Source organism: Dongia sp. (assembly GCF_041905885.1).
Taxonomy (GTDB): domain Bacteria; phylum Pseudomonadota; class Alphaproteobacteria; order Dongiales; family Dongiaceae; genus Dongia.
On sequence record NZ_JAYRKD010000035.1, the window covers coordinates 1 to 12178 of the forward strand.

11 protein-coding genes are annotated in these 12178 nt (G+C 65.3%); 8 read left to right on the top strand and 3 right to left on the bottom strand.

What is annotated here, in order from left to right; translation table 11 throughout:
- Window positions 1-221: 221 nt before the first annotated feature.
- From ACH2CY_RS24930 to ACH2CY_RS24940, 3 genes are all read left to right on the top strand, one after another.
- Window positions 222-458, top strand: a complete 237-nt coding sequence (locus ACH2CY_RS24930; RefSeq protein WP_395022529.1) for a hypothetical protein — start codon at window positions 222-224, stop codon at window positions 456-458.
- Between the two features lie 307 nt (window positions 459-765).
- Window positions 766-1920: an efflux RND transporter periplasmic adaptor subunit gene (locus ACH2CY_RS24935; RefSeq protein WP_395022530.1), complete on the top strand. Its 1155-nt coding sequence runs from the start codon at window positions 766-768 to the stop codon at window positions 1918-1920.
- A 4-nt stretch (window positions 1921-1924) separates the two neighbouring features.
- Window positions 1925-4999, top strand: coding sequence for a MexW/MexI family multidrug efflux RND transporter permease subunit (locus ACH2CY_RS24940; protein WP_395022531.1), 3075 nt, complete (start codon window positions 1925-1927; stop codon window positions 4997-4999).
- A 210-nt stretch (window positions 5000-5209) separates the two neighbouring features.
- Here ACH2CY_RS24940 and ACH2CY_RS24945 read toward each other — a convergent pair whose 3' ends face one another.
- Complete coding sequence (locus ACH2CY_RS24945) at window positions 5210-5344, bottom strand: hypothetical protein (RefSeq protein ID WP_395022534.1); 135 nt, start codon at window positions 5342-5344, stop codon at window positions 5210-5212.
- A 313-nt stretch (window positions 5345-5657) separates the two neighbouring features.
- Here ACH2CY_RS24945 and ACH2CY_RS24950 point away from each other — a divergent pair, with 313 nt between their 5' ends.
- Entirely contained in the window at window positions 5658-5804 is a 147-nt protein-coding gene (locus ACH2CY_RS24950) for a hypothetical protein (RefSeq protein WP_395022535.1), read from the top strand.
- Window positions 5805-5810: 6 nt separating this feature from the next.
- Here ACH2CY_RS24950 and ACH2CY_RS24955 read toward each other — a convergent pair whose 3' ends face one another.
- Window positions 5811-6176 (bottom strand): hypothetical protein, encoded by a 366-nt coding sequence (locus ACH2CY_RS24955; RefSeq protein ID WP_395022536.1) that lies wholly within the window; start codon window positions 6174-6176, stop codon window positions 5811-5813.
- A 192-nt stretch (window positions 6177-6368) separates the two neighbouring features.
- Here ACH2CY_RS24955 and hutU point away from each other — a divergent pair, with 192 nt between their 5' ends.
- The 4 genes from hutU (at window position 6369) to hutG (ending at window position 10771) form a co-directional block, all read left to right on the top strand.
- On the top strand, window positions 6369-8039 hold the full coding sequence (gene hutU / locus ACH2CY_RS24960; protein ID WP_395022537.1) for a urocanate hydratase: 1671 nt from the start codon (window positions 6369-6371) through the stop codon (window positions 8037-8039).
- 148 nt (window positions 8040-8187) lie between these two features.
- Window positions 8188-9411, top strand: a complete 1224-nt coding sequence (hutI, locus tag ACH2CY_RS24965) for an imidazolonepropionase (protein WP_395022539.1) — start codon at window positions 8188-8190, stop codon at window positions 9409-9411.
- Window positions 9408-9974 (top strand): HutD family protein, encoded by a 567-nt coding sequence (locus ACH2CY_RS24970; RefSeq protein WP_395022540.1) that lies wholly within the window; start codon window positions 9408-9410, stop codon window positions 9972-9974. Before hutI ends, ACH2CY_RS24970 begins: the two co-directional genes overlap by 4 nt.
- A complete protein-coding gene (gene hutG, locus ACH2CY_RS24975) occupies window positions 9971-10771 on the top strand; it encodes an N-formylglutamate deformylase (protein ID WP_395022541.1) in 801 nt (266 codons plus the stop codon). Before ACH2CY_RS24970 ends, hutG begins: the two co-directional genes overlap by 4 nt.
- Here the strand turns inward: hutG and ACH2CY_RS24980 are convergent.
- Complete coding sequence (locus ACH2CY_RS24980) at window positions 10768-12135, bottom strand: formimidoylglutamate deiminase (protein ID WP_395022544.1); 1368 nt, start codon at window positions 12133-12135, stop codon at window positions 10768-10770. The two genes, hutG and ACH2CY_RS24980, sit on opposite strands and share 4 nt — an antisense overlap.
- Window positions 12136-12178 lie beyond the last annotated feature (43 nt).

The following is a 12178-nucleotide window of genomic DNA, read 5'->3' on the forward strand; positions in this document are numbered from 1 at the left end:
CGCTTCAGGTGATGGCTGGGCAAAATTGCAGCCCAACGGCTCGCTAAAGGGCCAAATCTGCTTCCACAACGGCGATGAAGCAAACTTCACCGCCCGTCCGTGGCCGACTTCTTCAACAGCCTGCTAGAGCATGTGTCCCGAGTCTCGGTTGTAATTCCGACTATAATCCTCTCGGAATGGCTGGTGGACCGGCGCGCCGATGTTCTCTTATTGTTCCCACCATGCCGAACCCGAGGATCCGCAATTGGAAGCCGCTTTCCAGCCTGAAAAAGGGCGAGGTGCTGGAGTTTGAATGCGGCCGTTGTCATCGCACCGGGCTGGTCACCTTGCTGCAGCTGATCCGCCGCAACATCAGCCTGGACACGCCGATCGACGCCTTGGCGCGGAAAAGCTTCTGCAAGCGCTGCGGCTGGCCGGACCAGCGCAACCGGGTGCGGGTCCGCAATGGGCGGGATTGAAGCTCACCGGCAATCTACTTTACACGCCCACTGAACCGATTAGTTTACCCGCCGCCCGGGATACCCATATCTCCGTCCCGGGTTCTTTCGCGGCCGGCGCGAAAGGCGCCTCCAACTGGCTCTGGACGGGGCGCGCCGGGTTCTGTCGATTCGGCAGTGAATCAAACGACGTGCTGGGGGAAGCCGGTCGGTCAGGCCGGCGCAAAAGAAGTTTAGACCAAGGACCATCATGGACAGCGTTCAGTCGGGCGACCCCCAAGGATTGCGGGCGGGCGACCCTCTTGCGGCCCCTCCGGGCATGAACCGGGTGCCGCCGCCCCCGGGTTGGGGCCGGCGCATCTTCTGGTTCCTGTTCGTGCTGGTGATCGCCGCGCTGCTGGCGGGCGCCGCCGCCTACTACGAATATGTCGTGAAGCCGGCCTTCATGGCGCAGTTCTTCAAGGCGCCGCCGCCGAGCCCGGTCGAGACCGCGATCGCCGCGACCGAGGACATGCCGCGCGCCTTCGAGACCATCGGCACGATGATGGCCGCGCATCAGGTGACGGTGGCGCCCGAGCTCGAGGGCCGGGTCGAGAAGATCAACTTCGAATCCGGCCAGCAGGTGAAGGCCGGCGACGTCCTGGTGCAGCTCGACGCCAGCACCCAGCGCGCCGACCTCGCGACCTATCAGGCGCAGGCGCGGCTGGCCTCGGCCAATCTGGCGCGCACCAAGGATCTCGCCGCCAAGCAATACAGCACCAAGCAGTCGGTCGATCAGCTGCAGAGCGAGCTCGACCAGGCCCGCGCCGGCATCGCCAAGTCGCAGGCGATCATCGACCGCATGGTGGTGAAGGCGCCGTTCGCCGGCACGCTCGGCATCCGCCAGGTCAATCTCGGCCAGTATCTGTCGCCGGGCACGATGATCGTGACCCTGACCGATCTCGAGACGCTGTTCGTCGACTTCACCTTGCCTGAGCAGGACCGCGCCCAGCTCTCGATCGACCAGCCGGTCGAGTTCCGGGTCGATGCCTTCCCGGACCGCGTGTTCCAGGGCGAGATTGCCGCGATCGATCCGCAGGTCGATCCCAGCATGCGCGCGGTGAAGGTCCGCGCGGCCCTCGGCAATACGGACCACAAGCTGCAGCCCGGCATGTATGCACGGATCCGCGTGATCCTGCCGGAGCAACCCAATGTGGTGATGATTCCCGAGCCGGCGGTCGATTACACGGTCTACGGTGAATCCGTCTATCGCCTGACCCTGCTCCCGGACAAGAAGGACCCCGATGGCAAGCCGGTCTACAAGGCCGAGCAGACCTTCGTCACCGTGGGCGCCCGGTTCGACGGCAAGGTTGCGGTGCTGAAGGGCGTCAACAACGGCGACATCGTGGTGGTCGGCGGCCAGCTGAAGCTGCACAACGGCGCCGAGGTGATCCTCTCCGAGCAGAAGAGCCTGCAAAACCCGGTCGAAGTGCCGAAGGAGTAGCCTCATGCGCTTCACCGACATCTTCATCCGACGACCGGTGCTTGCGACCGTGGTCAGCCTGCTGATCCTCTTGATCGGCGCGCGCGCCTTCTTCGATCTGACCGTGCGGCAATATCCCGAGCTGCAGAACACGGTGATCACGGTCACCACCTCCTTCCCCGGCGCCGATCCGAATCTCATGCAGGGCTTCATCACCCAGCCGATCGAGCAGGCGGTGTCGAGCGCCGAGGGCATCGACTACATGACCTCCTCCTCGACCCAGGGCCTCTCCACGGTCAGCGTCTACATCCGGCTGAACTACGACCCCAACAAGGCGATGACCGACGTCATGGCCAAGGTCCAGCAGGTGAAGTACCTGATCCCGCAGGAGGCCAACGACCCGGTCATCACCAAGCAGACCGGCGACGCCTTCGCCATCATGTATATCGGCTTCGCCTCCACCGAGCTCGACGCGGCGGCGATCACCGATCACCTGACCCGCGTGGTGCAGCCGTTGCTGGCCACGGTAGATGGCGTGGCGCAGGCGGAGATCCTCGGCGGCCAGACCTTCGCCATGCGCCTGTGGCTGGATCCGGAGCGCATGACCGCACTCGGGGTCACCGCTTCCGACGTCGCCGATGCGATTCGTGCCAACAACTATCAATCGGCGCCGGGCCAGACCAAGGGCTACTTCACCGTCTCCAACATCACCGCCAACACCGACCTGAAATCGCTGGACGAGTTCCGCAACATGGTGGTGCGCGCGGACGGCGGTACGTTGATCCGCCTCGAGGACGTGGGCACGGTCGATCTCTCGGCCCAGTCCTACGATTCCAACGTGCTGATGAACGGCCAGGAGGCGGTCTTCATCGGCGTGCAGCCGACGCCGACCGGCAACCCCTTGAACATCGTCGCCGACATCCGGGCGATGGCGCCGGATCTCGAGCGCAGCCTGCCGCCGACGGTGAACATGGACATCGCCTACGACTCGACCAAGTTCATCAAGTCCTCGATCGCCGAGGTCGAGCACACCCTGGCCTTGGCGGTCGGCATCGTGATCGTGGTGATCTTCCTGTTCCTCGGCACCTTCCGGTCGGTGGTGATCCCGGTGGTCACCATCCCGCTGTCGTTGGTCGGCGCCTTCGTGATCATGCTGGCCTTCGGCTTCAGCATCAATCTGCTGACCCTGCTCGCCATGGTGCTGGCGATCGGCCTGGTGGTCGACGACGCGATCGTGGTCGTGGAGAACATCCACCGGCATATCGAGGAAGGCTTGACGCCGGTCCAGGCCGCTTTGCTCGGGGCGCGCGAGATCGCGGGACCGGTGATCGCGATGACCATCACCCTGGCCGCGGTCTATGCGCCGATCGGCTTCCTCTCCGGCCTGACCGGCACCCTGTTCCGGGAATTCGCCTTCACCCTCGCCGGGACGGTGGTCATCTCCGGCATCGTCGCGCTGACCTTGTCACCGATGATGTGCTCGGTGCTGCTGAAGCGCGGCATGAACGAGGGCTGGTTTCCGCACCTGGTCGATCGCGTGTTCGGCGCGACCGAGCGGTTCTACGGCCGGCGGCTGCACGACAGCCTCAACCATCGCGCGGCGGTCACCCTGTTCGGCGCGACGATCCTGGGACTGCTGGCCTTCTTCTATCTCCATGCGCGCGCCGAGCTGGCGCCCGAGGAGGACCAGGGCGTCATCTTCGCCATCGGCAAAGGCCCGCAATATTCCAACCTCGACTACACCAAGATCTTCAGCGACCAGGTCGACCAAGTCTATACCTCATTTCCCGAGACCGTGGGCCGCTTCATGCTCAACGGCTATTCGGGGCTGAACTCCTCGATCTCGGGCATGGTGCTGAAGGAATGGGAGGACCGCAGCCGCAGCGTCTCCGACCTGCAGCCGCAGGTGCAGGGCAAGCTGAACGGCGTCACCGGCATGCAGGTCTTCGCTTTCAACCTGCCGGCGCTGCCGGGCGGCACCGGCGGCATGCCGGTCTCGATGGTGATCTCGGCACCGGAGGATTTCACCAAGATCTACGAGAACATGGAGGTCCTGAAGCAGAAGGCGGCCGCGAGCGGCCTCTTCATGGTCACCGACAGCGATCTCAGCTTCAACAGCCCGATGGTCCGGGTCAACATCGACCGCGCCAAGGCCAGCGACATGGGCATCACCATGCAGGCGATCGGCGACACCATGGCGCTGATGATCGGCGGCAACTACGTCAACCGCTTCAACCTGAACGGCCGCTCCTACGAGGTCATTCCCCAGGTCCCGCGCGGCGAGCGGCTGACACCCGAACGCCTGACCCAGTATTACGTCCGCACCACCAGCGGCAGCCTGGTGCCGCTCTCGACCGTGGTGTCGATCGGCAGCGGCATCGATCCCAACGCCCTCACCCATTACAACCAGCTCAACTCCGCGACCTTCCAGGCGGTGCCGGGGATCGGCATCACCATGAGCCAGGTCGTCGATTTCCTGAACAAGACCGCCGAGGAGGTGCTGCCGGCTTCCTATCACCGCGACTTCCTCTCGGAATCGCGGCAATACGTGCGCGAGGGCAACCAGCTCGCGATCACCTTCGTTTTCGCGCTGATCATCATCTACCTGGTGCTCGCGGCGCAGTTCGAGAGCCTGCGCGACCCGATCGTGATCCTGGTGAGCGTGCCGCTGTCGATCTGCGGCGCCATGGTGCCGATGTTCCTGGGCATGCAGAGCCTCAACATCTACACCCAGGTCGGCTTGGTGACCTTGATCGGACTGATCAGCAAGCACGGCATCCTGATGACCGAGTTCGCCAACCAGCTGCAGCGCAAGGAAGGCATGAGCAAGCGCGACGCGATCCAGCAGGCCGCGGTCGTGCGCCTGCGCCCGATCCTGATGACCACCGCCGCGATGGTGGTGGGCCTGATCCCGCTGCTGATGGCGACCGGCGCGGGTGCTGCCAGCCGCTTCGCGATCGGCCTCACCATCGTGCTCGGCATGGGCATCGGCACGCTGTTCACCTTGTTCGTGCTGCCGACCTTCTACACCCTGCTCGCCACCGATCACCGCGAATCGAAACGCGAAGGCCGCAAGAGCGAGATCGAAGCGGTGTCTTGAGGCGCTGGGCGCTGGATCTTCGGCGCTCAGGCTGCATGCCCCCCTCTTACTCCCCCCTGAAGTGGGGAGAAGAGCACTGGCAGCGGAGCTCACTCGGTTACACCGACCACTCGGTGCGAAGCCTCCCCCTCTTCAGGGGGGAGGTTGGAGGGGGGCTTGCAGCCGAGATGCTTCCGAAATTGCGCGCTTAAAGATCCAGCGAAGGACCCCTCAGAACGACCCTTTGTTCCGGCAAGGGACGAAGGCGCATTTGGCGAGGCGCGCGACGTCGACGATCGCCGGGCCGAGCGCGGCGAGCACGATCAGAACGGCCAGGGCCGCGTTGCAGGTCGTGACGTTCCACATGGCGAACCTCCTCATGCCGATTCTGGGAGAGCGCCGCGGTCGATCCGGGACGCCAATCGGCACATCGATCATCATACGTCCTGCGCTGCGCTTGGCAAAGTGCAGTGCAACAAGAGTGACGGCCGTCACCTTCCTTCTTTGGGGGAGGCCGCCGTCATCAAACCGAAACCACCACGGCGATTATGGTCACTCCGGATCAAATGCGCTTCACGAACGAAAGCGCTCAATGAATGAGATTCATTTGGAACGCAGGGCGCCGGCGCACATTTCGTTGAGACAACGCATTCGGGCCAGCACCAGATTCGGATTTCCCATGCAGACACCCCGCCCCGACCATTTCACCTATCCCGCCGGCCGAACCGGTCGGGATCAGGTCGCGCATCCGTGGTTGCGCGCGGTCTTCGTCGCCGGGCTGATCGCGGCCTTCACACTCGGCTTGGTGCTCACCCTCGGCGGCTGAGCCCGCTCAGTTGGTTTCCTGATTCACCGAGCCGTCCGGCGCGACCATCACATTGACCGCATTGCCGCCGCTCCGCGCCCGGGCGTGCCAGACATTGTCGCAGCCCTTCTGCAGGCCGGTGATGTCGGTATAGCCGGCCGCTTCCAGTTTCGCCTTGGCCTGTTCCGCGGTCGAGCCGTCGATCTTCTCGCCCGCGGCGCAGTTGTTGCCCGGCTGTGGTGAGACCGTCGCGTCCTGGGCACGCGAGGGCGGCGCCATCAGGATGCAGGTGATCAAGGCCAGCAGAAGCGTCAGCAGCACGGTCTTCAGAAACGACGTGTCCTTGGCATAGGCCTCGTGCAGGCGCCCGGGTCGCGAGTGGCTGGCTCTCATGGCTTCATCCCTGTTTCGGCGACTGGGGTCGGCCAAGGCGGCCGACCTCCGTGCCCGACTCAACAGCGCAGCGGGCCAAGTTGTTGCATTGATTCGCGGTCATTTCGTGACGCCGCCGTGTCACCCTTGCGACCGCCCGGCCGGAGTGATACTAGGACAGCTTGTATATACAAGTTGAGGGACGATGCTCCTATGAACGCCCCCGTCTCGAACCAGCGGGTGATCCGCGCCGCGCGCGGCAACCAGCTCAGCGCCAAGTCCTGGATGACCGAGGCGCCCTTGCGCATGCTGATGAACAACCTCGATCCGGAAGTGGCTGAAAATCCAGCAGAATTAGTGGTCTACGGCGGCATCGGCCGGGCCGCCCGCAACTGGGACTGCTTCGACCGCATCGTCTCGACCCTCAAGGACCTGAACGAGGACGAGACGCTGCTCATCCAGTCCGGCAAGCCGGTCGGCGTCTTCCGGACCCACAAGGACGCGCCGCGGGTGCTGCTGGCCAATTCCAATCTGGTCCCCCATTGGGCGACCTGGGAGCATTTCCGCGAGCTGGATGCCAAAGGCCTGATGATGTACGGCCAGATGACGGCCGGTTCCTGGATCTACATCGGCAGCCAGGGCATCGTGCAGGGCACCTACGAGACCTTCGTCGAAGCCGGCGTGCAGCATTACGGCGGCGACTTGAAGGGCCGCTGGATTCTGACCGGTGGTCTCGGCGGCATGGGCGGCGCACAACCCCTCGCAGCCGTCTTCGCCGGCGCCTCGATGCTGGCGGTCGAATGCGAGCCCTCGCGGATCGAGAAGCGCCTGGAAACCAAGTATCTCGACATGAAGGCCGCGACCCTCGACGAAGCGCTCGCCATGCTCGAGAAAGCGAAAAAGGACGGCAAGGCGATCTCGGTCGGCTTGCTCGGCAATGCCGCGGAAGTCTTTCCGGAAATCCTGAGGCGCGGCATCCGCCCCGACATGGTGACCGACCAGACCAGCGCCCATGATCCGCTGAACGGCTATCTGCCGGCCGGCTGGAGTCTCGCCAAGGCCGCCGAGATGCGGGTGAAGGATCCTGCCGCCGTGGTGAAAGCCGCAAAGGAATCGATGGCGCTGCAGGTCAAGGCCATGCTCGGCTTCCAGAAGCTCGGCATCCCGACCTTCGACTACGGCAACAACATCCGCCAGATGGCGATGGAAGCCGGCGTCGCGAACGCTTTCGACTTCCCCGGCTTCGTCCCCGCCTATATCCGCCCGCTGTTCTGCAAGGGCGTCGGCCCGTTCCGCTGGGCCGCCCTCAGCGGCGAGGCTGAAGACATCTGGAAGACCGACGCCAAGGTCAAGGAGCTGATGCCCAACGACAAGCACCTCCACAACTGGCTCGACATGGCGAAGGCGCGGATCAAGTTCCAAGGCCTGCCCGCGCGCATCTGCTGGGTCGGTCTCGGCGATCGCGCCCGCCTCGGTCTCGCCTTCAACGAGATGGTGGCCAAGGGCGAGCTGAAGGCGCCGATCGTGATCGGCCGCGATCACCTGGACAGCGGCTCGGTCGCCAGCCCCAACCGCGAGACCGAGGGCATGAAGGATGGCTCCGACGCGGTCTCCGACTGGCCGCTGCTGAACGCATTGTTGAACTGCGCCTCGGGTGCGACCTGGGTCAGCCTGCATCACGGCGGCGGCGTCGGCATGGGCTTCTCCCAGCATGCCGGCATGGTCATCGTCTGCGATGGCTCCAAGGAAGCCGCGGCAAGGCTGGAGCGCGTCCTCACCAACGACCCCGGCACCGGCGTCATGCGCCACGCCGACGCCGGCTACGAGCTCGCCCAGGACTTCGCACGGGAGAAGGGCATGAAGCTGCCGATGCTGGGCAAGTGATGCCTCTGCCGCATCCAGTTTGCGGCACCCCCACCCAAGCCTCCCCCAAAGTTGGGGGAGGGCTTCGCATCGCGCCTGCCTCTCCCTCCCCCGTCTTCGGGGGAGGGTTGGGGTGGCGGTGCCCCAAACTCGCTGTCGGTATGCTGGCATGACCCACGACCTCCTCCTCGAGAACTGCAATGTCGCGACCATGGCGGGCCCAAGGTTGTCGGGGGCGCCCTATGGCGCGATCGAGGATGCGGCGATCGGCATCAGCGGCGACAGGATCAGCTATGTCGGCCCGCGCAAGGATGCCGGAGCAACCAAGCAGCGCATCGACCTCAAGCAGCGCTGGGTCACCCCCGGCCTGATCGACTGCCATACCCACATCGTCTATGGCGGCGACCGCGCCAACGAGTTCGAACTGCGCCTGAAAGGCGCCACCTACGAGGAAATCGCCAAGGCCGGCGGCGGCATCGTTTCCACGGTCAAGGCGACTCGCGCCGCCAGCGAAGCCGATCTAGTGGCCACCGCCAGCAAGCGCGTGACGCCGCTGCTGAACGAAGGCGTCACCACGATCGAGATCAAGTCCGGCTACGGTCTCGACCTCGACACCGAGCGCCGCATGCTCAAAGCCGCGCGCACGATCGGCAAGACCTTGCCGGTGAGCACCCGCGCAACCTGCCTCGCCGCCCATGCCTTGCCGCCCGAATACAAGGACCGTTCCGACGACTATATCGATCTGGTCTGCAACGAGATTACGCCGACTCTGGCCAAGGAAGGCTTGGTCGATGCCGTCGATGTGTTCTGCGAGAAGATCGCCTTCTCGGCCGATCAGACGCGCCGCGTCTTCGACGTGGCGAAGAAGCTGAGCATTCCGGTGAAGCTTCATGCCGAGCAGCTTTCCGACCTCAACGGCGCGGCGCTGGCGGCGGAATACGGCGCCCTCTCCGCCGAGCACCTGGAATGGGCCAATGAAGCCGGTATCGCCGCCATGGCGAAATCCGGGACCGTGGCGGTGCTGCTGCCCGGCGCCTTCTACGCCTTGCGCGAAACCAAGCTGCCGCCGGTCGATGCCTTCCGCAAAGCCGGCGTCGCCATGGCGCTGGCGACCGACAGCAACCCGGGCAGCTCACCCGCCCTTTCGCTGCTGCTGATGCTCAGCATGGCTTGCACCTTCTTCCGCTTCACGCCGGAAGAGGCGTTGCGCGGGATCACCGTGAACGCTGCGAAGGCGCTCGGCCTTTCTAAGACCCACGGCACGATCGAGGTGGGCAAGGCCGCCGATCTGGTCGTGTTCGACATCGCAAGGCCCGCGGAGCTCGCCTACTGGATCGGCGGCACGCCGACCGTCGGCGTGATGCGCGCCGGCGAATGGACCCGGCAGCCATGAAGCTCACGCATCTGGGGCCAGCCGACTACAAGACCATGCCCTGGAAGAACGGCGGCGGCACCACGACCGAGCTGATGGCCGAGCCGGCCGGCGCCGCGGACTATGACTGGCGGATCAGCATCGCCGATGTCGCGCAGTCGGGTCCGTTCTCCGACTTCGCCGGCTATCAGCGCAATATCATGCTGGTCGAAGGCGCCGGATTCACGCTGGAATTCGATGATCAGCCGGCCCAGCGCTTGAGCCGCACCTTCCAACCCTTCTGCTTCGACGGCGCCTGGCGCACGCATTGCACGCTGATCGACGGCCCGGTCAAGGACTTCAACCTGATCGCGCGGCAGGGATCGGGGGCGCTGCTTGACGTGGTGCGCCTCATTCCCGGCAACGAGACCATCCCGCCGGCGCGCACCATGGTTCTGCATCTCTTCCGCGGCCAGGCTGCCGCCTGCGGCCGTAACCTGGCCGCCGGCGAGAGCTTGCGCATCGACGGGGCGGACGCACCGATCGATCTCGCCGCGGCCCGGCCGTCGATCCTGGCTTTCGTGCGGATCGGAGCGCGGCCATGACCACGGCTTTGCCCCGCCCCTATCACTTCTTCGAAGGCGAGACGCCGCTGCTGATCAGCATTCCCCATGTCGGCACCGACCTGCCGCCGGAGGTCGAGGCGGGCCTGAGCGATGCGGCGCGGCCCTTGCCCGACACCGACTGGCATCTGACCCGGCTCTACGATTTCGCCGGCGCCATGGGGGCGAGCGTGCTCGGCGCGCGCTATTCGCGCTTCACCATCGACCTCAATCGCCCGCCGGACGACAAGCCGCTCTATGCCACGGCAACCACCGGGCTCTATCCCGACATCCTGTTCGACGGCACGCCCGCCTTCAAGCCGGGCGCCGCACCCAGTGCCGAACGGCGCGCCTTCTATCTCTCCGAGATCTGGCGGCCCTATCACGAGAAAATCGGCGACGAGTTGAAGCGCATCAAGCAGCGCTTCGGCTATGCCGTGCTGTTCGATGCGCATTCGATCCGCGGGATGATCCCGCGCCTGTTCGAGGGCGACCTTCCCGACTTCAACATCGGGACCAACGAGGGCAAGAGCGCCGCCGCCGATCTGACGTCACGCCTCGCGGAAGTCTGTTCTGCACCCGACTATCGCCATGTGGTCAACGGCCGCTTCAAGGGCGGCTACATCACCCGCAACTACGGCGATCCGGCGAACGGCTTTCATGCGGTCCAACTCGAGCTGGCACAGCGCACCTATATGCGCGAGGCCCTGCCTTTCGACTACATCGAAGCGCAGGCGGAGCAGGTGCGCCCGCTGCTGAAGCGGTTCGTCGAGACGCTGATCGGCTGGAAGCCGGCCTAATCCTCGAACAGCGGCCGCATCGCCGCGGCGAAGGCGCGGCCGGCTTCGATCTCGTCCGGGTGGCGGCCGTCCTGGATCACCCAGTCGCCGGCCACCATGACGTCGCGGATCATCCGGCTGGCGCCGGCGAAGATCCAGCGGCCGAGAATGTCGTCGGCCTTCACATTCGCGAGCAAGGGATGACGGCTGTCGAGCACCAGCAGATCGGCCTTGGCCCCGGCCTCGATGCGGCCCACCTTCTGGCCGAGCGCGAGCGCGCCGCCTTCGAGCGCCGCCTCGTAGAGGAAGGTGCCGATATTGGCCTGGTTGCCGCCGTGCAGGCGGTTGCGCCGCTCGTGCTTCAGGCGCTGGCCGTATTCCAGCCAGCGCAATTCCTCGAAGGCGGTGACCGAGACATGGCTGTCGGAGCCGATGCCGAAGCGCCCGCGCTGCTCCAGGTAGGAAACCGCCGGGAACAGGCCGTCGCCGAGATTGGCCTCGGTCGTGGGACAGATGCCGACAACGGCGCCGCTCTTGGCCATCGCCGTGACTTCGGCATCGTCGGCATGGGTGGCATGCACCAGGCACCAGCGCTGGTCGACCGGCCATTTGTCGTAGAGGAACTGGATCGGCCGCCTGCCGCTCCAGGCGACGCAGTCGTCCACTTCCTTCTGCTGCTCGGCGATGTGGATGTGGATCGGCAGGCCCGGCCGCATGCCCTGCAGCACCCCGGTCATCTCCTCCGGCGTCACCGCGCGCAGCGAGTGGAAGCTGGCACCCAACGCGGCGCGGCCGTCCACGCAGTCCGATTCCAGGCTCTCCAGCAGGCCGAGATAGGCTTCCGGGTCATGGATGAAGCGGCGCTGGGCGGCGCTCGGGTCCTTGCCGCCGAAACCGCCATGCGCATACATCACCGGCAGCAGGGTGATGCGGATACCGGTGGCCTCGGCGGCGTTGAGCACGCAGCGCGACATCTCGGCGGGATCGGCATAGGGCCGGCCGTCGACGTCATGATGCAGGTAGTGGAACTCGGCGACCGAGGTGTAGCCGCCCTTCAGCATCTCGATATAGAGGAAGGCCGCGATCGCACCGACCTGGTCCGGCTGCAATCGTCCGACCAGGCGATACATCAGCTCGCGCCAGGACCAGAAGCTGTCGTCGGGATCGAGCGCCACTTCGGTGAGGCCCGCCATCGCGCGCTGGAAGGCGTGCGAATGCAGGTTGATCATGCCCGGCAGGACCGGGCCGTTCACCCGCTGCTTGCCGTCGGCCGAGGCGCCGGCCGCGACCTTGGCGATCGTGCCGTCCGGCGCGAGATCGATCGCGACATTGCGCGCCCAGCCGTCGGGGAGCAGGGCCTGTTCGGCGAAGAGAGTTGCAACCATCAGCAGCTTCCACTCATTTGTCTGTACATGTATAGAAGTCTGA

Coding starts and splice junctions, on each gene's coding strand:
- hutI (WP_395022539.1), top strand. CDS start 8,188: ATGACCCACGACCTCCTCCTCGAGAACTGCAATGTCGCGACCATGGCG.
- ACH2CY_RS24980 (WP_395022544.1), bottom strand. CDS start 12,135: ATGGTTGCAACTCTCTTCGCCGAACAGGCCCTGCTCCCCGACGGCTGG.
- ACH2CY_RS24950 (WP_395022535.1), top strand. CDS start 5,658: ATGCAGACACCCCGCCCCGACCATTTCACCTATCCCGCCGGCCGAACC.
- hutG (WP_395022541.1), top strand. CDS start 9,971: ATGACCACGGCTTTGCCCCGCCCCTATCACTTCTTCGAAGGCGAGACG.
- hutU (WP_395022537.1), top strand. CDS start 6,369: ATGAACGCCCCCGTCTCGAACCAGCGGGTGATCCGCGCCGCGCGCGGC.
- ACH2CY_RS24955 (WP_395022536.1), bottom strand. CDS start 6,176: ATGAGAGCCAGCCACTCGCGACCCGGGCGCCTGCACGAGGCCTATGCC.
- ACH2CY_RS24970 (WP_395022540.1), top strand. CDS start 9,408: ATGAAGCTCACGCATCTGGGGCCAGCCGACTACAAGACCATGCCCTGG.
- ACH2CY_RS24930 (WP_395022529.1), top strand. CDS start 222: ATGCCGAACCCGAGGATCCGCAATTGGAAGCCGCTTTCCAGCCTGAAA.
- ACH2CY_RS24940 (WP_395022531.1), top strand. CDS start 1,925: ATGCGCTTCACCGACATCTTCATCCGACGACCGGTGCTTGCGACCGTG.
- ACH2CY_RS24945 (WP_395022534.1), bottom strand. CDS start 5,344: ATGTGGAACGTCACGACCTGCAACGCGGCCCTGGCCGTTCTGATCGTG.